Raw genomic sequence first — 22,788 nt, forward strand, 5'->3', positions numbered from 1 at the left:
GCCACGCGTTTCCGATGGATGACGCCGTGGCCGCTCAGGACCGGCTGCCGGCCGCCTGCCCCTGCCGCTCCACGTCGAACGCCATCAACTCCGCCGCCAGCTCCGCACCAACGCGGACGTGCAGCAGGGTGCCCTCCGGCAGGTGCGACGTGCTGAGCACCTCACCCGTGCGGTGCGCCCGCGCCACCAGGTCGCCCCGGTCGTACGGCAGCACGGCCCGGACCTCCACGGCCGGGCTGGGCAGCCGCTCCTCGATCGCCGTGCGCAGCTCGTCCATGCCCCGCCCGGAGTGCGCGGACACGAAGATCGCGTCCGGCCAGAGCCGCTTGAGCCGCAGCAGAGTCTCCTCGTCGGCCGCGTCGGTCTTGTTGACCACCAACAGCTCGGGGAGCCGGTCCGCGCTGACCTCGGCGAGCACCGCGTGGACCGCCCGGACCTGCTCCTCCGGATCCGGGTGGGTGCCGTCGACGACGTGCACCACCAGATCCGCCTCCGCGACCTCCTCCAGCGTCGAGCGGAACGCCTCGACGATCTGGTGCGGGAGGTGCCGGACGAAGCCGACCGTGTCGGAGAGGGTGTAGAGCCGCCCGTCCGAGGCGGTGGCCTTGCGGGTCGTCGGGTCCAGCGTGGCGAACAGCGCGTTCTCCACCAGCACGCCCGCGCCGGTCAGGCGGTTGAGCAGGCTGGACTTGCCGGCGTTGGTGTAGCCGGCGATGGCCACCGCGGGAACGGCGTTGCGGGAACGCCGGGCGCGCTTGGTCACGCGTACCGTCTTCATGCTCTTGATCTCGCGACGGAGCCGGGAGATGCGGTGACGGATGCGCCGCCGGTCGGTCTCCAGCTTGGTCTCACCGGGACCACGAACACCCACACCGCCGCCGGCGCCGCCGCCCCGGCCGGAACCACCGGTCTGCCGGGAGAGCGTCTCACCCCAACCGCGCAGTCGGGGCAGCAGGTATTGGAGCTGGGCCAGCTCGACCTGCGCCTTACCTTCCTTGCTCTTGGCGTGCTGGGCGAAGATGTCGAGGATCAGCGCGGTGCGGTCGACGACCTTGACCTTGGTGCGCTGCTCCAGGTTGCGCAGCTGCGACGGGGACAGCTCACCGTCACAGATGACCGTGTCGGCACCGGTGGAGAGCACCACCGCGCCAAGATCGTCGACCTTGCCACGGCCGATGTACGTGGCCGGGTCGGGTCGGGTACGACGCTGGATGAGCCCTTCGAGCACCTGCGAACCGGCGGTCTCGGCCAGCGCGGCAAGCTCGGTCAGCGAGTTTTCCGCGTCGGTGACGGTGCCTTCGGTCCAGACGCCCACCAGGACGACCCGCTCCAGCCGCAGCTGGCGGTATTCCACCTCGGTGACGTCGGTGAGCTCGGTTGACAGGCCCGGGACGCGTCGGAGGGACTGCCGCTCCGACAGCTCCATCTCGCCGGTGGTGACGTCGTCGAGCTCGTCCTCGACGGGGACAAAGCTCTCCTGGTCTCGCAAGCGGTTCTCCTGTCCGTTTTGATAAGTAGAACGTAATCCTGACATGCCACAACGCCGAACGCACCTGCTATATGCCCATGGTGAAGCTCGCCAAAAGTGGGGGCGAATGCTGGTCGGCCGCGACAACCCGGTAGAAATGCGGGCGGCGGCCGATCGGCCGCACAGCCGTTACGGAGGGATCCCGTGGCCATCACCCGACTGCCCAGCGCCGGATTTTCGATCACCATCCGGATCGCCGTGACCGCGGACGCCTCCTCGATCGGCCGGCTCACCACCTCCGTCGGCGAGGCCGGGGCGATCGTCACGGCGCTGGACGTGGTGGACTCGGACCCGACCCATGTGATCGTCGACCTGACCTGCGACACCGCCGACGCTGGTCATGCCGACCAGGTGGTCGACGCGCTGACCGCGCTGGACGGCGTGGACGTGCGCAAGGTGTCGGACCGGACGTTCCTGCTGCACCTGGGCGGCAAGATCGAGGTGACCTCGAAGGTCGCGCTGCGCAACCGCGACGAACTGTCCCGCGCGTACACCCCTGGGGTGGCCCGGGTCTGCATGGCGATCGCCGAGAACCCTGCCGACGCGCGGCGACTGACCATCAAGCGCAATACCGTCGCTGTGGTCAGCGACGGCTCGGCGGTGCTCGGCCTGGGCAACCTCGGCCCGGCCGCGTCGCTGCCGGTGATGGAGGGCAAGGCCGCGCTGTTCAAGCGCTTCGGCGGGGTGGACGCCTGGCCGGTGGTGCTGGACACCCAGGACACCGACGAGATCGTGCAGATCGTCAAGGCGATCGCGCCGGCCTACGGCGGCATCAACCTGGAGGACATCGCCGCGCCGCGCTGCTTCGAGATCGAGGCCCGGCTGCGCGAGGCGCTGGACATCCCGGTCTTCCACGACGATCAGCACGGCACCGCGATCTGCGTGCTGGCCGCGCTGACCAACGCGCTGCGGGTGGTGGGCAAGCGGCTCGAGGATGTCCGGGTGGTCGTCTCCGGAGCCGGCGCGGCCGGCACCGCGATCATGAAGCTGCTGCTGCGCCAGGGTGTCGGCGACATCATCGCGTACGACCGGGAGGGTGCCCTGCACCGCGGGCTGACCGGGCTCAACTCGGCGTGGCAGTGGCTGGCGGAGAACACCAACAAGGAGAACTACTCCGGCGACCTGCCCGGCGCGATCCGCGGCGCCGACGTGTTCATCGGGGTCAGCGCGCCGAACCTGCTCACCGGCGACGACATCGCGCAGATGGCGAAGGACTCGATCGTCTTCGCCCTCGCGAACCCGGACCCGGAGGTCGACCCGCGGGAGGCGCGCAAGCACGCCGCCGTGGTCGCCACCGGCCGCTCGGACCAGCCGAACCAGATCAACAACGTGCTCGCGTTCCCCGGGGTGTTCCGGGGCATGCTGGACGCCCACGCCGAGGAGTTCACCGAGGAGATGGCCATCGCGGCCGCCCGGGCCATCGCGGACGTGGTCGGCGAAGAGAAGATCAACCCTACGGTGATCGTGCCGAGCGTCTTCGACTCCCGGGTCGCCCCGGCGGTCGCCGCCGCCGTGCGCGCCGCCGCGCACAACCCCAGCCCGCTCCCGGCCGCCGACCCCGGCCCCGCCGACCTCCCCGAGATCGCGGCAAACGCCAGCGCCACCCCGTAAAGCGCCAACGACCCACCGGCCACGCCGTTGATCAAGAGGTTTGCGTCAGGAACTACGCGAAACTTGACGCAAACCTCTTGATCAACACGAGTGGGTCGGGGGGCGCGGGCGGGGGCGTGTTAGGGGCGGAGCACTGTTGGGTTCAGTTCGCCGGTTGCCACCAGGACGGCGGGGCCGGAGAGCCAGCAGGACGTCTCGGTCACCGTGACCGTCAGGCGGCCGCCGGGCACGTCGACCGCGACCACGCCGGTGTCCCGGCCGGCGTCGCGCAGCGCCACCGCACCCACCGCGCAGGCACCGGTGCCGCAGGACAGGGTCTCGGCGCTGCCGCGCTCGTACACCCGCATCAGGGAATGTTCGTCGGTGCCGTCGACCGGGTCGCCCGCCACGATGAACTCCACGTTCACCCCGCTCGGGAAGACCGACGGGTCGAACCCGGGCGCGACGGTCAGGTCCAACGCCGACAAATCCACGCCGGCCGGCAGCACGCAGACCAGGTGCGGGTTGCCGACGTCCACCACCGCACCGGCCAGGGTCAGCCCGCCGAGGGTGGCGGCGGAGCTGTCGTACACCTGGGGTCGGCGCATCTCGACCGACACGGCGTCGCCCTCGACCAGCGCGCGCACGACGCCGGCCCGGGTGGCCACCGGCAGCGCCGCGCCGGCGGGCGTGGCCAACCCGGTGTCGAGCAGGTAGCGCACGAAGACCCGGGCGCCGTTGCCGCACATCTCGGCGAACGAGCCGTCGGCGTTCCAGTAGTCCATGAACCACTCGGCCTCGCCGGCCAAACCCGCGCCGTCTGGATGCTTGGCCGCGCGGACCACCCGCAGCACGCCGTCCGCGCCGATGCCCCGACGCCGGTCACAGAGCGCCGCGACCAGCTCCGGGGTCAGGTTGAGCTGACCGTCCGGGTCGGGAAGGAGGACGAAGTCGTTGCCGGTGCCGTGGCCCTTGGTGAACTCCACAGCCCCATCATCGCGCAGCCGCCGGCACCAGACGCAGGGCGGCCCCGATCAGGTCCGGGGTCGTCGAGTCCAGCCAGTGGATCCGCGGGTCACGCCGGAACCAGGACCGCTGCCGGCGGACGAAGCGCCGGGTCGCCCGGACCGTCTCGTCGTGCGCCTGCGCCTCGGTCAGCTCACCGGCGAGCAGGCGCAGCACCTGCTGGTAGCCCAGCGCCCGGCTCGCCGTCCGCCCCTCCGGCAGCCCGCGTGCGACCAGCTCCCGGGTCTCCGACACCAGACCGTCGGCCCACATGCGGTCGACCCGCAGGGCGATCCGCTCGTCCAGCACTGCGGTGTCCAGGTCGACGCCGAGCTGCACCGACGGGTAGTACGGCGTGGGCTGCGGCAGCGAGGCGGCGAACGGCGCGCCGGTGAGCTCGATCACCTCCAGGGCCCGCACGATCCGCCGGCCGTTGCCGGGCAGGATGCCCTCGGCGGCGACCGGGTCGGCGGCGCGCAGCCGGGCGTACAGCGGGGCCGGGCCGACCTCGGCCAACTCCCGTTCCAGCCGCTCCCGCAGCGCCGCGTCGGTGCCGGGGAACTCGAAGCGCTCCAGCACCGCCCGCACGTACAACCCGGAGCCACCGACCAGCAGCGGCACCCGCCCCCGGGACAGGATGTCGTCCACCGCCGCGCGGGCCAGTCGCTGGTACTGCGCGACACTCGCCGGCTCGGTGACCTCCCAGATGTCCAGCAGGTGATGCGGCACGCCGTCCCGCTCGGCGACTGTCAGCTTGGCGGTGCCGATGTCCATGCCCCGGTAGAGCTGCATCGAGTCGGCATTGACCACCTCACCGTCCAGGGCGTGCGCCAACGCGATGCTCAGCGCCGACTTGCCGGCCGCCGTCGGGCCGACCACCGCGACGACCATGCCTGTCACACCCGCTCCCAGGACGCCACGAAGTAGGCCACCCCGTAGGGGGCGGAGTCGTGCAGCAACTCGCCGCGCCACCCACCACCGGCCGCGCGGGCCGCGCCGGCGAGCACCTGCCAGGGGGCGCGACCGGCGGCCTTCAGCTCGGCCGACACCACCGGGTCGAGGGCGAGCAGGGCGTCCAGGTCCGCGTCGGCCAGCGCCGCGGCAACCCCCTGGTCGTACGGGAGGGCGCGCGCGTCGTCGTACCCGGGCGCTTTCTCTCCCCGGCAGGCCGACCCGTCCCCGAGCACCAGCGATGCCACCCGGTCACCGGCGGCGCCGACCTCGTCGGCGAGCGCGGCCAGCTCGGCCAGGCCGGCATCGGCGGCCACCTGCACGGCGGTCACCGGCGGTCGGGTGTCGTGACGGGCCAGCAGCCACGCGCCGATGGTCAAACTCAACGGCAACACCGCGCCCCGGTCCGGTTGGCCTGGCACCAGCGGCACGTCCACGTCGACACCCCAGGGCTGGAGGGAGCCGGTCGCCGGGGTGCGGATCGCGCCGGTCACCGGGCCGGTGCCCAACAGCACCACAATGTCCGGATCGGTGGCCAACAGCCGGCGTAAGGCGGTGTCACAGGCCGCCCGCAGATCGTCCAGCTCCGGGGCCGCGGAGCCAGCCACCTCGGGCACGAGCAGGGGCGGATGCGGGCAGACAGCGGCGGCGACCAGTGGCACGCGTCCACCGTAGCGGGAAACCCCGGTGCGTCTCCGCGCCGATCCGGTCATTCGGCCCCTAGGACACCGTATGGTCACGGTCGGCGATAGGCGCTCGACGCGGACCGGGTCGGACCTGTGACAATGCCGGAAGCAACTTGGCTGCGCCGTGGCGGCGACGGGGGATTGATCCCTCGACGCCGGGAGAACGAGGATGGGCACATGAGCGACTGGACTGCCTTCGGACGGGTGGACGCGGACGGCACCGTGTACGTCAAGACCACCGAGGGGGAGCGGGTGGTCGGATCCTGGCAGGCGGGAGCACCGGAGGAGGGCCTGGCTCACTTCGCACGTCGCTTCGCCGACCTGGTGACCGAGGTGGACCTGACCGAGGCGCGACTCAAGTCGGGTGCGGCGGACGCCGGGCACTCGTTGAGCACGATCCGGCGGATCCGTGCCTCGCTGCCCGAGGCCAACGTGGTCGGCGACATCGACGCGCTGGCCACCCGGCTGGACAAGCTGGCGACCCTCGCCGAGGAGAAGGCCGGCGAAGCGCGCGCCGCCCGGGACGCCGCTCGCGGCGAGGCCCTGGCCCGCAAGACCGCGCTGGTCGAGGAGGCCGAGAAGCTGGCCGCCGAATCCACCGGGTGGAAGACCGCCGGGGACCGGCTCAAGGAGATCCTCGACGAGTGGAAGACCATCCGCGGGGTCGACAAGAAGGCCGACGGTGAGCTGTGGAAGCGGTTCGCCGCCGCCCGGGACGGCTTCACCCGCCGCCGTGGCGCCCACTTCGCCTCCCTGGACTCGCAGCGCAAGCAGGCCCAGACCGCCAAGGAGGAGTTGGTCGCCGAAGCGGAGAAGCTCGCGGACTCCACCGACTGGGCCGCCACCGCCAACCAGCTCAAAGACCTGATGACCCAGTGGAAGGCCGCTCCGCGCGCCTCCAAGGAGGCCGAGCAGAAGCTCTGGGAACGGTTCCGGGGAGCGCAGGACGCCTTCTTCAGCCGGCGCAGCGAGGTCTTCTCCGCGCGGGACAACGAGCAGCGCGGCAACCTGGAGCGCAAGCAGGCCCTGCTCGCCGAGGCCGAGGCGTTGGACATCGACGCCGACCCGAAGGGCGCCCAGGCCAAGCTGCGGGAGATCCAGGCCCAGTGGCACGAGGCCGGTCGGGTCCCCCGCGAGGCGGCCGCCGGGCTGGAGCGTCGACTGCGCGTCATCGACGACAAGGTCCGTGACGTGATGGACTCGGCGTGGCGCCGCACCACCAAGGAGGACAACCCGCTGCTCGCCCAGATGCGGGCGCAGGTGGCGGAGGCCGAGGACCGGCTGGCCCGGGCGCAGAGCGCCGGGGACGCACGCCGGATCAAGGAGGCTGAGCAGGCCCTCGCCTCCAAGCGGCAGTTCCTCCAACTCGCCGAGCAGGCCGGCTGAGCTGACGACGTCCGGAGCCCCCGGTCCCGCTCGGGACCGGGGGCTTCCGCGTGTCGACCCTCACGTCCTCGAACGCCCGCACGCCGCCTCACGCGCCCGCGGCCCTCGGTCCTCGCCCTTCGCGCCGCACGCAGCAAGATCTACGCACCTTCCCGGATGTTGCTGCCTCCGGCGCGCGAGAGACAGCAACATCCCTGATTCTGCGCGGATCTTGACGACGAACACCGTCCCCGAGCTACCGGGACGGGTGTTGGGCGCCTGCGGCCGTCAAGGTCACGCTCGATCCTGGATGTAGTGGCCACGAAGCGCCGGGATGCAACTACATCCATGTTCCAGCGCGATCATGCAGGGGCGCGGCGCAAAGGGCAGCGGGCGTGGGGCGCGGGGTGTGGGTATGGCGCACGGGACGGGCGGGGTGTGGGTGTCGGGTGGCGCACGGGCCGTGCGGGCCGCGCGAGCGCGGGGGAACCGGCCGGCGGGATACGAGCGCGACGGCGCGACGGGGCAGGTTGACGCATTGACGTGGGCTGATCAGAATGAGCGACGGAGCCAGGTAGGGCCACCGGCGCGAGGGCGACGAAGGCGGAACATCCGCCGTCGAGGGTCGCCGGTGAGCTTCCGCGGGTGACCACGTCCGCGTGACATGGGCCGTCGCGCACTGTCCGCGTACCCCTGGGGGACCGTGACGTGCGGACGGCCGCCCGCCGGCGTCGTTCATGGACGGCGCCGGACCTCCGAAGTGGAGCTCGAATTGTTCCGTCCCAAGGCTCTCGGCGGCGCGCTCACCGCGCTCGTCACCGTCGCGGCTGGCGTGTTCCTCGCCGCCGCCGTCAGCACCAGCCCGGCCGTGGCCGCCGGCACCGGCACGGGTTATCTGCATACCAGTGGCAACCAGATCGTGGACAGCACCGGTGCGACGGTCCGGTTGACCGGCATCAACTGGTTCGGCATGGAGACCGACAACAAGACCTTCCACGGGCTGTGGTCGAACAACCCGTGGCGGGGACAGCTCGACACGATGGCCCGGCTGGGTTACAACACGTTGCGGGTGCCGTACTCGAACGACGCGCTGAAGCCGGGTGCGACCGCCAGTGGGATCAACGACTTCGTCAACCCGGACCTGATCGGGCTGTCGCCGTTGCAGATCCTGGACAAGGTGATCGACTACGCCGGCAGCAAGGGCATGCGGATCATCCTGGACCGGCACCGGCCGACGGCGGCCGGGCAGTCGCCGCTCTGGTACACATCGACGGTCTCCGAGGCGACCTGGATCAACGACTGGAAGATGCTCGCCCAGCGGTACGCGGGCAACCCGACGGTGATCGGTGCCGACCTGCACAACGAGCCGCACGCGGAGGGCACCAACCCGGCGGCCACCGGCGCGTGCTGGGGCTGTGGCGACACCACCCGGGACTGGCGGCTCGCCGCCGAGCGGGCCGGGAACGCCATCCTCGGTGTCCAGCCCAACTGGTTGATCTTCGTGGAGGGGGTGAGCTGCCCGAGCGGTGGCCTCTCCAACGTCTGGGACGGCGACACCAGCAACGACGAGGACTGCGGTTGGTGGGGCGGCAACCTGTCGAAGGCGGGTCAGTTCCCGGTCCGGCTGAGCGTGGCGAACCGGTTGGTCTACTCGCCGCACGAGTACGCCACCTCGGTGTACCGGCAGACCTGGTTCGACGCCCCGGACTACCCGGCGAACATGCCGGCCATCTGGGACAAGTACTTCGGTTACCTCTACAAGCAGAACATCGCCCCGATCATGATGGGCGAGTTCGGCAGCACCCTGGTCGATCCGAAGGACAAGGTGTGGCTGGAGAAGCTGATGGCGTACACCGGGACCGGTGTGACCGGGATGTCCTTCACCTACTGGTCGTGGAACCCCAACTCGGGTGACACCGGCGGTATCGCGCTTGACGACTGGACGAACGTCAACACCGCCAAGCAGGCGATCCTCCAGCCGTACCTGATCGCGCCGTCCGGTGGCGGCACCAGCGGGCCGCCGACCGGTGGGCCGACGGACCCGCCGGCCGGCGCCTGCACGGCCACCTACCGGCAGGTCAACGCCTGGCAGGGCGGCTTCCAGGGCGAGTTGACAGTGAAGAACACCGGCTCGGGCGCGGTGAACCCGTGGTCGGTCACCTGGAGTTGGCCAGCCGGGGTGACGGTGGGCAGTGGCTGGAACGCCACAGTCACGCAGTCCGGTACGACGGTCACCGCGGCGGCTCCGAACCACGCTCCGTCCCTCCCGGCGGGCGGGTCGGTCACCGTGGGCTTCACCGCCAACGGCACGGCCAGCGCGCCGGGCACTGTGAAACTCAGCGGCACCAGCTGCTGATCCACCGGGACGGCCGGTGCGCTGCTGCCGGGACGGCCGGTGCGCAACGCATCGGCCGTCCCGGCCATTTACATTCAGACTCTTCTATGTTCTGATCGGGAAAGCGCTTGCCTCTTCGTTAGTGAGCGCGAGCGCGGGAGCCGCTTTCCTTCACGAACCTGCACTGGCGGGCCCGAGGACCACTGGTCCCGGCCGAGATTCGCCGCCCACGGGCATGGGCGTCGCGACACCTCCGTCCGCCTCACCGAAAGGAAGCAGCATGCGCACAGGACGGCGTCGAATGACGCTGATCGCCACCACTGCCGCAGCCACCGCCACACTGGTCACCGCCGGGCTGTTGACCTCCGTGTCCGCCCAGGCGGCCGCCGGCTGCCAGGTGGCCTACTCGGTCGCCAGCCAGTGGCCGGGCGGATTCACCGGCAACGTCACAGTCACCAACCTCGGCGACCCGGTCTCCGGGTGGACGCTGCGCTGGTCGTACGGGGCCGGTCAGCAGGTCAGCCAGGCGTGGGGCGCCACCGCCTCGCAGAGCGGCAGCCAGGTCTCCGCGACAAACGTGGACTACAACGGCAACCTGGCGACCAACGCCAGCGCCACGTTCGGCTTCAACGCGAGTTGGAACAACTCCAGCAACCCGGCTCCGAGCAGCTTCAGCCTGAACAACGTCGCCTGCACCGGCAGCACCACGCCGACCACCCCGCCGCCGACCACCCCGCCGCCGTCGAGCACTCCCCCGCCCAGCACGCAGCCGCCGTCGGCCCTGGTCGGGTGGGCCACCCAGAACGGGGGCACCACCGGTGGCGGCAACGCGGCCACCACCACCGTCACCACCGCCTCGGCGCTGACCAGCGCGCTGAACGCGACCGGCGCCGCGGTGATCCGGGTGTCCGGGACGATCACCTGCTCCGGCATGCTGCGGGTCCGGTCCAACAAGACCATCCTCGGCAACTACGGCGCGACCATCGTCGGCTGCGGGTTCAACGTCAGCGGCGACCGCAACGTGATCATCCGCAACCTGACCTTCCGTAGCTGGAACGACGACGCGATCAACGTGCAGGAGTCGGCCACCAACATCTGGATCGACCACAACAGCTTCAGCAACGGGTACGACGGCGCCGTCGACATCAAGCGCGGCTCGGACTTCGTCACCGTCTCGTGGAACCGGGTCTTCAGCCACGACAAGACCATGCTGCTCGGTCACAGCGACGACAACGCCAGCCAGGACGTCGGTCACCTGCGGGTGAGCTACCACCACAACTGGTTCGACGGCAGCAACCAGCGCAACCCCCGGGTGCGCTTCGGCAACCCGGTGCACGTGTACAACAACTACTACCGGGCCAACGGCGGCTACGGCGTGGCGTCCACCGAGAACGCCGGGGTGCTCGTCGAGGGCAACTATTTCGAGAACGTCGACGACCCGTACCACCTCGGTGAGGGGGACTCGGGCCCCGGCAGCCTGGTCGCCCGCAACAACCACTTCGTCAACTCGCCCACCGGCCAGACCGGCGGCAGCGTGGAAAGCATCCCGTACTCGTACCAACTGGACACCGCGAGCAACGTCAAGTCCATCGTGACGGCGGGCGCCGGCGCCGGCAAGATCACCGTCTGACCGCGGAGGGGCCCCTCGGCGAGGGGCCCCTCCGCGGTCAGTGCGCGGCGCAGCCAGCGGCGGGGGCAGCCACGACCGGCGGTGCGCCGATCGTCGGCAGACCGAGCAACACCCCAGGGGTACGCGGGGAGCGACCCGCCTCAGCCGCGTCACCGGCCCGGGTGCGACGGTGCGCCACCGGCGCACCGTCGGCGTTCAGGTGGTGCGGAGCGGCGTACGTGACAGTGGTGTGCACGATGTCCCCCGGCCGGATCTGACCAGCGAGGGACTCCCCGTCGGCGGTCTCGGTCGCGAAGTGCACAAGTCGACCGTCGCGGGCCCGGCCGGACATCCGGCCGGTCCGCTCGTCCTTGCGGCCCTCGCCGACCGCGACCAGCACCTCGACGGTCTCACCGACGAGGCGCTTGTTCTCCGCCCAGGTGATCTCCTCGACGCAGGCGATCAACCGCTCGTAACGTTCCTGCACCACCTGCTTGGGCAGCTGATCGTCCATGGTCGCGGCGGGGGTGCCGGGCCGCTTCGAGTACTGGAAGGTGAAGGCCGAGGAGAACCGGGCCTCCCGGACCACGTCCAGGGTGCGCTGGAAGTCGGCCTCGGTCTCACCGGGGAAGCCGACGATGATGTCGGTGGTGATCGCCGCGTCCGGCATCGCCGCGCGGACCTTCTCGATGATCCCCAGGTAGCGCTCGGAACGGTAGGACCGGCGCATCGCCCGGAGCACGTCGTCGGAGCCGGACTGCAACGGCATGTGCAGCGAGTGGCAGACGTTCGGCGTCTCGGCCATCGCGGCGATCACGTCGTCGGTGAAGTCCTTCGGGTGCGGGCTGGTGAACCGGACGCGCTCCAACCCGTCGATGTCGCCGCAGGCTCGCAGCAGCTTGCCGAACGCGTACCGGTCGCCGAACTCCACGCCGTACGAGTTGACGTTCTGCCCGAGCAGGGTCACCTCCAGCACGCCCTCGTCGACAAGGGCGCGCACCTCGGAGAGGATGTCGCCGGGGCGGCGATCCTTCTCCTTGCCGCGCAGCGCCGGCACGATGCAGAACGTGCAGGTGTTGTTGCAGCCCACCGAGATCGACACCCAGCCGGCGTACGTGGACTCGCGGCGGGTGGGCAGCGTGGACGGGAAGACGTCGAGGGATTCCAGGATCTCCACCTCGGCGGCGGCATTGTGCCGGGCCCGCTCCAACAGCACCGGCAGCGCACCGATGTTGTGGGTGCCGAAGACCACGTCCACCCAGGGCGCCTTGCGGACGATGTCGCCCCGATCCTTCTGGGCGAGGCAGCCGCCGACCGCGATCTGCATCCCGGGGTGCTTGTCCTTCACCGGGCGCAGACGACCGAGGTTGCCGTAGAGCCGGTTGTCCGCGTTCTCCCGCACCGCGCAGGTGTTGAAGACCACGATGTCCGGGGTGTCGTCGCCAACGGGTGCACGCTCATATCCCGCCTGCTCAAGCAGGCCGGAGATGCGTTCGGAGTCGTGCACGTTCATCTGGCAGCCGTACGTGACGACGTTGTAGGTCCTAGCCACCCTGTTGGTGCCCCTTCCCCTCGGGCTACCAGGGTAGCGGCCCGCTCCGGGGGGATGTCCGACCGGCATTGTCCGGTCCGGCGGCGTTGGCCCGGCGACCCGTGGTGAGGGTCCACGGCCCCGGCCGGCGCGCCGACCCGACTGGCGCCTTCGATCAGAACAGGTGCGGGTCGATCACCCGGACGATGAGCCGCCCTGCGCGCAGGGTCCGCACGCTGGGGTGCTCCTCGCCGATGACCTCGGCCAGCCGATCCGCCACCGCCCCGAGGTCCGCCACGGGAGCGCCGCCGCCGACGTGCCTCGACACCAACGCGAGATCACCGAGGCAGCGCAGCGTGTCGGGGTGGTCCGCGCCGAGCACTTCCGACAGCCGCGCGGCGGTCTCCCGCAGCCGGTCCGACGCCGACACCCGGTCATCCTCCTCGGCGAGACACACCGCGTGGTTCACCTCCGCGGCGAGGGTGTGTGGGTGGTAGGGGCCGAGCACCTTGCGCAACTCAGCGGCCGTCCGGGCAGCCGACGCGCGGGCTTGCGACCTGCGGCCGAGTGCGCGCTCGGCGGCGGCGATGTTGTTCAGCGTCACCAGGGTCTGCGGGTGCTCCGGGCCGAGCCGGAGACCCGCCTCATACGCCTCTCGGACCGCGAGCATCTCGGTCAGCGCCCGGGCCGCGTCGCCGACGGCCAACAGGTTCGCCGCCCGGCTCGCCCGGCACGCCACCGTGTCCGGGTTGTCCGGCCCGAAGCGTTCGTCGAGTTCGCGGTGGGCCGTCTCGAACATCGGCGCGGCCTCGCTGCCCCGACCGGAGGCGTGCAGCGACACCGCCAGGCTGACCTGGGCGGTGAGACTCTGGCCGTCATCCGGCCCGAGCACCTCGCAGTACGAGTCGTACACCAGACGTAGCAGTGTGGCCGACCTCTCGTACTCGCCAGCTTCCCGCAGGTCGCTGCCCAACCGCACGGCGGAAGCAAGGGTGCCCGGGTGGGTGGGGCCGAGCACCAGCCGGCGCCGCTGGTGCACCTCGTCGTCCCATCGACGGGCCGACCGGTAGTCGCCGACCAGCCGGTACGAGACGGCGAGGTCGTTGGCCGCGCTCAACGTCCGGGGGTGGTCCTCGCCGAACACCTGGAACCAGGAGGCGTAGGTGGACCGGTCCCGTTCCAGGGCCTCGGCGTAGCGGCCGAGCGCCCGCAGGTCAGCGCCGAGGCCGCCGGCGGTCATCAGACTGTGCGGGTGCAGCGGACCCAACAGCCGGAGTTGCTCGGCGAGCACCGCCTCGTCCAGGTCCCGGGCCTCGTTGAACCCACCCCGGCTGCGCAGGATGTTCGCCCGGTTGAACCGCAGGTGCAGCAGTTGGCGGCCCAGCGCCGACGCCTCGGCCTCGTCGTCCGTGTCACCGAGCCGAGCGCTCCAGATCTCGTCCACCTCCTGGCTGAGCTCGTCAGCCAGGTCCAGACCGCCGCGCTGCCACAGATAGCGAACCCGGTCGATCAGCAGCTGACACACTGACTCGTCCGGGCAGGTCAGCGCCTCGGAAACCTTCAGGTGCGGCCAGAGCACGCGCAGGCGAGCCCAGGTGGTCGGGTCGTCCACGTCGCCACGGGGCCGGGACGCCGTCAGCACCAGGTGCACCTGGTGTCGGGCAGCGGTGATCTCGTCGTCGGTCATCCGGTCACGGACCACCGCCTGCAACAGCCGGTGCACCTGAACCCGACCGCCCTGGACGTCGAGTTTGAGCAGTGCCAGGCGGTTGATCTGCTGGACCAGGGCGCCACGCACGAGCCGCTCCGACACCGACGGGTCGAACGGCACGAGAGCAGCCGCCATCTCGTCGCTGTAGATGAGTTCGAGGGCGATCTCCGGGCCCAGCACCGAGCAGAGCTGCAACAGCCGGTACGCGGCGGGCGCCTGCCCGAGCAGCCGGTTCAGCGACAGGTCCCAGGTCGCCTCCACGGAGAGGGCGGTGGGGCCGTGCCGCTCGATCTGCCGCAGGTAGTCGGCGACCGACGTGCCGGTGTCGGCGAGCCAGGCGCCCGCCGCGGCCACCGCGATCGGCAGGTCACCGAGCGCCTCGGCCACCCGGTCGGCCTCGTCGGCGCTGATCGTTGGCACCCGCTGGGCGAGGTGCGCGACGCTCTCGGTGCGCTTGAAGACGTCCACCTGGATCGGGTTTGCCCGGTCACCCCAGGCGCGGTTACGGGAGGTCAGCAGGACGTGCCCGGGGCCCTGCGGCAGGAAGGGCTCGATCTGGTCGAGTTCTTCGGCGTTGTCGAACACGACGAGCCACCGCTCGTACGGCTCACCACGGCCGAGCACCTGGAGCACCGACCGGACCGTGTCGGGCAGGGTCGGCCCGACGAGGATGCCGAGGCGACCGGCGAGGTCGGCGAGGGCGGTGTCGACGAACTGCGGCGGGTCCGCCACGACCCACCAGACCACGTCGTACGCGGCCTTGAACCGGTGCACGTACTCCAGGGCCACCTGCGTCTTGCCGACGCCGCCCATGCCCTGCAGGGCGACCGGCAGCACCACGGTGCTGCCCCCGCTCTGCAACTGCGCGCGCAGCCGCGCCAGGTCGTCCTCCCGGCCGGTGAACCGGGCGTTCCGGACGGGAGCGTTGAAGATCAACGGCTCGGTGCCGGGATAACGGGCACTCTCACCCGCTGGGCCGTCCGCCGAGGGCGGCACCGGCCGGCCGACCAGCCGCAACACCCGCTCCACGGCGGTCGCGGCACTCACGTTGACCAGGTTGGTGGAACTCTGCGGCTGGAACTCCGCCAGCGGACGCACATCGGCGACGTACACGGCCAGGGCGGTGGGACCGGTGCTCGGGAGCCGGTCGGGCAGACCACCGGACGGCGTCGCCACGTAGGCCGGTGAGACCACTGTCAGCGTGCGCGGGGCGGTGACGCCGGCGGCGGCCGTGGGCTCCACCACCCGCAGCCCGGCCGAGCTGAGCACCCGCTCCAGCCACTCGGCCCAGATGGCGTCCTCCGGCGCGGAGCGGAGCACGACCTGGTCGTCGATCGCCTCGGTGCGTCGGTGGAAGCGGGCGTTGCACCGCTCCCGTACCGACTCGTCCATCGTTGGCAGCGCGGTCACCGCCCCGTCGGTGAGGATCCCGGTCAACGCCTCGAACGCGGCCAGCAGGGACGACGGCGAACCGGGCGGATCACCAAACGTCGCCAGTTTCTCCTCGTACGCGTAGAACGGCCGGTACGGGACCTCGACCGTCGCCCAGTACCGCCGTCGTTCCGCCTCGGTCATCCCCGCCGGCAACCCGGCGAACCGGCGCATGGCCAGCAGGCGACCCGCATCGGCACGCTCCCTCTCGGCCTGGTCGACCCGCATCGGCACCGGCAGTATCCGGATGTCGCGCCGGCGGTACCGGTCCCGTACCGAGTTCGCCACCCGAGCCGCACCGTCGATGCTCTGATCGCTGAGGGTGAAGCAGTCGACCAGCGTGTCCGGCAGGTGCAGGGTGCAGATGTCGGAAACGTCGCTCAGCCCCGTCCGGCTGTCGATCAGGGTGAAGTCGTACTGGCGCTTCATGTCCGCCCGCAACGCCTCGAAGAACTGCGCCCCGCCCAGCCGGTTGTAGAAGTTGTCCCAGTCCAGGCCGCTCACCGAGACGGCGTAGTCGCTGTTCTGCCGGCCGGCGGAGAGAAAGTCGAGGCCACCGCCGCCGGGGAAGTTCCAGCGCAGCGAGAAGGCGTGCCGCCCGACCCGGGCGTACTGCTCCACCCAGCTGTCCGGCCGGTCGTCGACCCGGGTGGTCTCCCACTCGTAGTCGCGGATCATGTCGATCACGCCGCTGGCGCCCTGGATCGTCTCGGCGTCGAGGAACGGGTGGAAGAAGCGGTGCAGACCGGGTGACTCGAGGTCCCAGTCGGCGACCAGCACCCGCCGGCCGCTGGCCGCCAGGATCCAGGCCACGTTTGCCAGCGCCATCGTCCGACCCGTTCCACCCCTGAACGAGTAGAAGGTGACGACCTGGCCTTCGCGATCGTTCTTCATCGGCATGCTCCGTGGGGACGCGGTGGGCCGGGCCTGGTGTCGTGCGGGCTAGAACGGGTGAGGGTCGATGATTCGGGCGACCAGGTGCCCGTCCCGCAGCGCCCGCACGCCCGGGTGGTCGGCCCCGACGACCTCACCCAACGAGACGACCGGGGCGGTGGCCGTCGGGGGCCGGTCGCCCACGTTCTCGCGCAGGACGAGCGCCAGGTTGGCCTGGCAACGCAGGGCGTCCGGATGGCGCGAACCGGACGCGGCCAGCCAACGCTCGGCGGTTGCGCGGAGCCGATCGAGCGCGGCGTCCCGGTCCCCCTCCTCGGCGAGGCAGATGCCGAGGTTCTCCTCAGCGGCGAGGGTGTGCGGGTGCTCCGGGCCGAGCACCTCGCGTAGGGCACCGGCCGCCCGTTCGGCCGTCGCGCGGGCCTCCGCGGCCCGGCCTACGGCCCGCTGCGCCGCGGCGAGGTTGCTGAGCGCGCCAAGGGTGTGCGGATGGGTGGCCCCGAGCCGCTGCTCGTAGATCGTTGCCACCTGCGTCGCCTCGGCCACCGCGCGTTCGGTTTCGCCGAGTGCCAGCAGATTCGCGACCAGCGCCGCCTGGCAGATCAGCGTTTCGGGATTGTCCCGCCCGAACTTCTCCTCGAGCACCGGGTACGCCGCGTCGAGCAGTCCGGCTGCCTCCGCCAACTGGCCCGCGCTCCGCAGCGACACCGCGAGACTGACCTGAGCGTTCAGCGTGTCCCCCGCCTCGCTGCCGATCTCCTTGAGGCTGGCGAGTTGTTCGTGCACCGTGCGCAGCATCTTGGCCGAGTTGGCGTACTCACCGGCCTCCCGCAGGTCGCGTGCCAGCTGCGCGGCCGAGTGCACCGTGTACGGATGTTCCGGGCCGAGCACCTGCCGGCGGAGCTGGAACACCGCCTCGTCCCGACTGCGCGCCGAGCGGAAGTCGCCCACCAGGCGATAGGAGTGTGCGAGGTTGTTGGCAGCGAAGAGCGTGCGCGGATGGTATTCGCCGAACTCCTCACTCCACGCGTCGTAGGTCTCCTGATCACGCTCGATCGCGTCGGTGTAGCGGCCGAGGGCCCGCAGATCGGCACCCAGGCTGCCGGCGGTCATCAGGGTGTGCGAATGCCTGTCACCCAGCAGCTCCCGTTGCGCTTCGTGAGTCTCCTGGTCCAGTTTGTGGGCCTCGACGTAGTGGGCCAGCGCCCGCAGCACGTTCGCACGGTTGAAGCGCAGGTGCAGCAACTGCCGACGCAACGTGGCGAGCTCCTCGGTGCCGTAGAGGCGATCCCGCCGCTTCGACCAGACCCCGTCGACCTCCTTGGCGAACGCGTTCGCCGCGTCGAGTTCTCCCTGACGCCAGAGATACCGCACCCGGTCGATCATCAGCTCCCGGACCGACTCGTCCTTGCTGCCCATCGCGCCGGAGGCCTCGATGTGCGGCCAGAGCCTGCGGAACCTGTCCCAGGTACGCGGATCGTCGGCGTCACCGCCGGGCCACGCCTTGCCCAGCACCAGGTGCGCCCTGTGTCGGGTGTCGGCGACCTCGTCCGGGGTCATTCCGCCCCGGACCACGGCCTGGAGCAACCGGTGCACCAGGATCCGTTGCTCGGACATGTTCATCGTGAGTAGCGCCGACCGGTTGATCCGCTGGACCAGCCGTCCGATCATCATGGGTTCCGACACCGCGGGATCGAACGGTGCCAGTGTCTTCACCATCTCGTCGTTGTACAACAGACCCAGGTCTATTTCGGGGGCCAGCACCGAGCAGAGCTGCAACAGCCGGTACGCCGCCGGGAACTGGGCGCGCAGCCGCGCCAACGAAAGATCCCAGGTGGCCTCCACGGAGAGGGCGCTGGGACCTTGCCGCTCGATCTGCTCCAGGTACGCGTCGACCGAGGTACCGGTGTCCGCCAGGTAGGCGCCGGCCGTGGCCACCGCGACCGCCAGGTCCCCGAGCGCGTCGGCGATCCGGTCCGCCTCCTGCTCGGTGAGGGTGGGGACCCGACGTTGCAGGTGGGCGACGCTCTCCTTACGGGCGAAGACGTCGACCTGGATCAGCGTGGCCCGATCCCCCCAGAGTTGGTTGCGAGAGGTGAGCAGCACGTGCCCACCGCGCGGCAGGAAGCGCTCGAACGGGGCCATCTCCTCGGCGTTGTCGATCACCAACAGCCACCGCCTGGGCTCACCGCGCCCGAGCGCCTCCAGCACCGCGCGTGCGTTGTCCGCCTGGTCCGGGTTGCCGCCGACGCCGAGCCGGTCGGCGAAGGCCGCCAGCGACCTCTCCACGTCGGCGCCGATCGACTCCGTCGCGCCAGCGGAGATCCACCACACCGCGTCGTAGGCGGACTTGAACCGGTGCGCGTATTCCAGGGCGAGTTCGGTCTTGCCGACGCCACCCATCCCCTGCAACGCGACCGGCAAGGCAACCGGTCCGGTCAGGTGTCGGCGCAGGAGGGCCAGCTCATTCTCCCGTCCGGTGAACCGCGCGTTGCGGTTCGGGGCCTCGAAGACGGCCGGCTCGGCGGCCGGGAAACGCAGGCCGCCGTCCGCTTGGCCCTCGAGGCGCAGCGGTAACGGGCCCCCCACCAGCCGCAGTAGCCGCTCGGCGGCGGTCGCCGCGGTGATGTTGACCAGTTGGGTGGAGGAGGCCACCGCGAACTCCGCGAGTGGCCGCAGATCGCTCACGTAGACCGCGAGCGGAGTGGTGTCGGCGGTCGGGTCCCGCGGCGGCAACGCGGCGGGGGGCAGGGCCACGTAGGCCGAGGAGAGGATGGTCAGCGTACGGGCCGGCGGGCGGGCGCCGCTCTCGATCGGCCGGGTTCCGTCGACGACGCGTATCTCAGCCGAGCTGAGCACCCGCTCGATCCACTCCGCCCAGACCGCGTCCTCCGGTGCGTAGCGGAGCATGAGGTCGTCGTCGGGGAGCTTGTGGCGACGCCGGAAGCGGGCCTTCTCCCGCTCGCGCACCGACTCGTCCATCGGCGGCATCGCGTGCACCTCGCCGTTGGTCAACTGCGCGGTCAGCGTCTCGAACGCCGCCAGCAGGGATGTGGGCGAGCCCGGCGTGTCGCCGAAGGTCGCCAACGTCTCCTCGTACGCGTAGAAGGGCCGGTACGGCACCTCCACCGCCGCCCAGTAGCGACGCCGATCCGCCTCCGTCATTCCGGTGGGCAGACCGGCGAAGCGGCGCATCGCGAGCGCCCGGCCGGCGTCGGCCTTCTCCTTCTCCGCCTGGTCGACCCGCATCGGCACCGGCAGGATCCGAATGCCGCGGCGCGAGAGGCGCCACGCGACGGCTCTGGCGACCTGAGCGGCACCCTCGATGCCCTGGTCGCTGAGGGTGAAGCAGTCGACCAGGGTGTCCGGCAGGTGCAGGGTGCAGATGTCGGCGACGTCGCTGAGCCCCGTGCGGCTGTCGATCAGGGTGTAGTCGTACTCGCGCTTCATGTCCTCGCGGAGGGCCTCGAAGAACTGCGCACCGCCCAACCGGTGGTAGAAGGTGTCCCAGTCCAGCCCGTTCACCGAAACGGCGTAGTCCCCGTTCTGCCGGCCGGCGGAGAGGAAGTTCAGCCCGCCACCGCCGGGAAACTCCCAGGCCAGCGAGAACGCGTACCGGTTGACCCGGGCGAACTGCTCGACCCAGCCCTCCGGCCGTACCGCCTCGCGGATGGTCTCCGACTCGTAGTCCCGGATCAGGTCGATGACCCCGGCCGTGCCGCCGATCGTCGACACGTCCAGGAAGGGGTGGAAGAAGCGGTGCAGCCCAGGCGATTCCAGGTCCCAGTCGGTGACCAGCACCCGCTTGCCGTTGGCAGCGAGGATCCACGCGACGTTGGCCAGCGCCATCGTCCGGCCCGTTCCGCCCTTGAACGAGTAGAAGGTGACTATCTGACCGTCGCGCTCAGTGCTCATCGGGCATCTCCGGGGCTTCGAACGATGACGGGGCCGGGTTGCGAAGGCTGGGTGGCCGGGTAACAGGCCCCGGTGCCGGGAACACCGCGCCGTGCTTCAGGTAGAGCCGCCGGGCCTCGGTCACCACTGTCGGCATCAGCCCGGCGAACTCGTCCATCCGCCCGACCCACCGCGCTCGCGTCGCGCCCGCGTCCTGCAGTACGCCCAGGACCAGCCGCGCCAGGTCGGCGCCGCGGTGCGCGTCGCGCGGGTCGTCGGCGTCGGTCACCACGAGCGGGACCACCCACGGCGGCAGCGCCCGCGCGGCAGCCCGCAGAGCGGGTACGCCGCCGGGAAGCTCGGTGAACCACGGGTCGATCAGAAGCGCGCCGGGGCGGATCTCGAGCAGGTCCCCGGCGTCGGCGAAGTCACTCGTGTGCACCGACAGTCCGAGCCGCTCGGCAGTGCTCGCGGCGTACTCGGCCACCGGAAGCTCCTGCCGCGCCCCGAAGGGACGCCAGAGCCGGCTGCGCTCCGCGTACCAGGACGCCTCCCGGCCCTCGGGCGGCTGGTCCCGGGTGGGTGCCAGCACGGTCACCACGAAGTCCGGGTTGGCCGCGATCCGCCGCGACACGTCCAGGGCGGGCGCCCGGGACGGACGCAGCCAGATGCGTTGGGTGGGCTCTACGATCCGCCGGGCCAGCCGCCCGAGCAGGATCTGGTACGGCTGCTGGTACGCGCCGAGCATGCAGAGCGCACGCATGCCGTTCTCGGCGTACTCGGGCACGTCGCGACCCAGATCCAGTGCCGCGTCCAGTTGGGGATGCTCCTCCCAACTGGGCACCGGGATCCAGAGGACCGGCGCCATGTGGTCGGCCGGCACGACCTGCGACGCCGGCTCCCCGGCCGCGCGGAGCAGCCGAGTAAGGAAGGACTCCTGCTCGCCCAGCGCCCATGATCGGCTGAAGTAGCCCGGCGAGTAGAGCGGCACGAACACCTGGGCCGCGCCGAGAGCGTCCGCCAGGGCCGCCTTCACGTCCGCGCCAGGTGGGATGGACTGGTCGATGAAACCGATCTCCACGCCCGGTCGCGGGGACACCAGCCGACCCACCTCACCCGACAGATCCGCGAAGAACCGGTCGACCCAGACGTCGGTGTCGGTGCGGGCACCCAACAGCGGCGCGGAATGCGCGTAACTCAGGAAGAAGTAGGTCTGACGAGTCGGCGCCCGCCCCTCGGCGGTGAGCGGCGTCATGCGGCTGCCTCCTCGGTGAAGAGCGTGCGCAGCTCATCGATGCCGGCGGGCACCAGCGGGTGGACGTGATAGGCCCGATGGATCGCCACCACCCGCTGGGCGAGACGCCACACCACCGCGCGGTACGCCTGCTCCCGTTGCATGGTCAGCAAGCCGTAGACCCCTTCCTGCTCGTACTGGCGCGCGACGGTGTTGTCATCAGGTATCGCGGTCGGCGAGAACCGTTGGATGGCACGAATGCTCGGCGGCAGCGACGACTCGGCGGTCGGCGACCAGTTGACGGGCACGATCGCCGTCTCGTGCGCGGAGCTACCCGCGACGCGTGGTTCGATCTGACGCCGCGCGAAGGCGTGCCATTCCATGGCGCACCACGCACTGCTGATGAACGAGCTGGACACCAGCGGAATGAACACCTGGCAGGTCCCGGCGGCGCGCAACAGTTCGGGGGTCCAGCGCTCACCGCCGCCCAGTGAGCTGTCCATGAAGCCGGGGTCGACCCCGGTCGGCAGGCCGACCAACTCGCTGACATGGGTGGAGAGGTCGTCGAAGAACCGCGAGAGGTATTCCTGGGGGGTGTTACCGGCCCGCCGGATCTGCGGACGTGAATAGCTCACGAAGAACAGCGGGCTTCGCGTATCAGCGACTGCTACCCCTTCGCTCACCGTCGTTCCTCCGCCGTCCGGAAAGCGACCGGAGTTTCAGCCTAAGGCGCTCGTCAATGCCGCAGACTGATCCGGTTGCCGCCACGTCACTCTACGACGAAGGCCACTGTGGCGGGTATCGGCAGCAGCCGGGCCGTCGCTCGCCCGACAGTGCCACGACGGACGGACGGCCGCTCCTTCATGCGGCAACAGCAGCCGTCATCCGGCCAGGGTCGGCGCGCCGCACGGGTCCTGACCGGGCCGGAGGGAAGGACGAGGCCTCCGGTGTCGTACATCCGACCAATTGGCAGCTGTTCGCCCGGGTGCGAGCCCAGGGCTCGATCGGTGGCGGTCAGCAGCTCATC

General features: G+C 70.8%; 13 protein-coding genes. 4 read left to right on the top strand and 9 right to left on the bottom strand.

All coding sequences use genetic code 11. The features are described 5' to 3' along the window. Nucleotides 1-34 precede the first annotated feature (34 nt). Nucleotides 35-1,489 carry a GTPase HflX gene (gene hflX, locus ACIA47_RS22250; protein ID WP_203121745.1) on the bottom strand — a complete coding sequence of 485 codons (1,455 nt, stop codon included), beginning with the start codon at nt 1,487-1,489 and terminating at the stop codon, nt 35-37. A 183-nt stretch (nt 1,490-1,672) separates the two neighbouring features. Here hflX and ACIA47_RS22255 point away from each other — a divergent pair, with 183 nt between their 5' ends. Then, on the top strand, nt 1,673-3,139 hold the full coding sequence (locus ACIA47_RS22255) for an NAD-dependent malic enzyme (RefSeq protein ID WP_196921665.1): 1,467 nt from the start codon (nt 1,673-1,675) through the stop codon (nt 3,137-3,139). 119 nt (nt 3,140-3,258) lie between these two features. Here the strand turns inward: ACIA47_RS22255 and dapF are convergent, their stop codons facing one another. From dapF to ACIA47_RS22270, 3 genes are read right to left on the bottom strand one after another with little or no spacing between them, the layout of a single operon-like run. After that, nucleotides 3,259-4,104 carry a diaminopimelate epimerase gene (gene dapF / locus ACIA47_RS22260; RefSeq protein ID WP_396710317.1) on the bottom strand — a complete coding sequence of 282 codons (846 nt, stop codon included), beginning with the start codon at nt 4,102-4,104 and terminating at the stop codon, nt 3,259-3,261. A gap of 7 nt (nt 4,105-4,111) precedes the next feature. Further along, a complete protein-coding gene (gene miaA / locus ACIA47_RS22265; protein ID WP_396710500.1) occupies nt 4,112-5,014 on the bottom strand; it encodes a tRNA (adenosine(37)-N6)-dimethylallyltransferase MiaA in 903 nt (300 codons plus the stop codon). A gap of 5 nt (nt 5,015-5,019) precedes the next feature. Further along, nucleotides 5,020-5,787: a hypothetical protein gene (locus tag ACIA47_RS22270; RefSeq protein ID WP_396710319.1), complete on the bottom strand. Its 768-nt coding sequence runs from the start codon at nt 5,785-5,787 to the stop codon at nt 5,020-5,022. A 150-nt stretch (nt 5,788-5,937) separates the two neighbouring features. On the opposite strand from ACIA47_RS22270, the gene ACIA47_RS22275 reads away from it, so the two are divergent. From ACIA47_RS22275 to ACIA47_RS22285, 3 genes are all read left to right on the top strand, one after another. After that, a complete protein-coding gene (locus ACIA47_RS22275) occupies nt 5,938-7,146 on the top strand; it encodes a DUF349 domain-containing protein (RefSeq protein ID WP_091400528.1) in 1,209 nt (402 codons plus the stop codon). A gap of 751 nt (nt 7,147-7,897) precedes the next feature. Next, nucleotides 7,898-9,481 carry a cellulase family glycosylhydrolase gene (locus tag ACIA47_RS22280; RefSeq protein WP_396710321.1) on the top strand — a complete coding sequence of 528 codons (1,584 nt, stop codon included), beginning with the start codon at nt 7,898-7,900 and terminating at the stop codon, nt 9,479-9,481. Nucleotides 9,482-9,740: 259 nt separating this feature from the next. Next, nucleotides 9,741-11,090: a cellulose binding domain-containing protein gene (locus ACIA47_RS22285; protein ID WP_396710323.1), complete on the top strand. Its 1,350-nt coding sequence runs from the start codon at nt 9,741-9,743 to the stop codon at nt 11,088-11,090. Nucleotides 11,091-11,127: 37 nt separating this feature from the next. Here ACIA47_RS22285 and miaB read toward each other — a convergent pair whose 3' ends face one another. The 5 genes from miaB to ACIA47_RS22310 all read right to left on the bottom strand — a co-directional run bounded on the left by miaB (nt 11,128) and on the right by ACIA47_RS22310 (nt 22,396). Further along, entirely contained in the window at nt 11,128-12,621 is a 1,494-nt protein-coding gene (miaB, locus tag ACIA47_RS22290; protein WP_396710325.1) for a tRNA (N6-isopentenyl adenosine(37)-C2)-methylthiotransferase MiaB, read from the bottom strand. 154 nt (nt 12,622-12,775) lie between these two features. Next, nucleotides 12,776-16,636: an FxSxx-COOH system tetratricopeptide repeat protein gene (gene fxsT / locus ACIA47_RS22295; RefSeq protein WP_396710327.1), complete on the bottom strand. Its 3,861-nt coding sequence runs from the start codon at nt 16,634-16,636 to the stop codon at nt 12,776-12,778. A 48-nt stretch (nt 16,637-16,684) separates the two neighbouring features. After that, nucleotides 16,685-20,548 (bottom strand): FxSxx-COOH system tetratricopeptide repeat protein, encoded by a 3,864-nt coding sequence (gene fxsT, locus ACIA47_RS22300; protein WP_396710329.1) that lies wholly within the window; start codon nt 20,546-20,548, stop codon nt 16,685-16,687. Beyond that, nucleotides 20,538-21,782: a TIR-like protein FxsC gene (locus tag ACIA47_RS22305; protein WP_203121753.1), complete on the bottom strand. Its 1,245-nt coding sequence runs from the start codon at nt 21,780-21,782 to the stop codon at nt 20,538-20,540. The genes fxsT (ACIA47_RS22300) and ACIA47_RS22305 overlap by 11 nt, the downstream gene beginning before the upstream one ends. After that, nucleotides 21,779-22,396, bottom strand: coding sequence for a TIR-like protein FxsC (locus ACIA47_RS22310; protein ID WP_396710332.1), 618 nt, complete (start codon nt 22,394-22,396; stop codon nt 21,779-21,781). The genes ACIA47_RS22305 and ACIA47_RS22310 overlap by 4 nt, the downstream gene beginning before the upstream one ends. Between the last annotated feature and the right edge of the window lie 392 nt (nt 22,397-22,788).

Source organism: Micromonospora sp. NPDC051227 (assembly GCF_044455385.1).
Classification (GTDB): Bacteria; Actinomycetota; Actinomycetes; order Mycobacteriales; family Micromonosporaceae; genus Micromonospora.

Bases quoted from the DNA above. Each gene is read 5' to 3' on its own strand.
- miaA (WP_396710500.1), bottom strand. From the start codon at position 5,014: ATGGTCGTCGCGGTGGTCGGCCCGACGGCGGCCGGCAAGTCGGCGCTG.
- ACIA47_RS22270 (WP_396710319.1), bottom strand. From the start codon at position 5,787: ATGACCGGATCGGCGCGGAGACGCACCGGGGTTTCCCGCTACGGTGGA.
- ACIA47_RS22275 (WP_091400528.1), top strand. From the start codon at position 5,938: ATGAGCGACTGGACTGCCTTCGGACGGGTGGACGCGGACGGCACCGTG.
- ACIA47_RS22285 (WP_396710323.1), top strand. From the start codon at position 9,741: ATGCGCACAGGACGGCGTCGAATGACGCTGATCGCCACCACTGCCGCA.
- fxsT (WP_396710327.1), bottom strand. From the start codon at position 16,636: ATGAAGAACGATCGCGAAGGCCAGGTCGTCACCTTCTACTCGTTCAGG.
- fxsT (WP_396710329.1), bottom strand. From the start codon at position 20,548: ATGAGCACTGAGCGCGACGGTCAGATAGTCACCTTCTACTCGTTCAAG.
- ACIA47_RS22305 (WP_203121753.1), bottom strand. From the start codon at position 21,782: ATGACGCCGCTCACCGCCGAGGGGCGGGCGCCGACTCGTCAGACCTAC.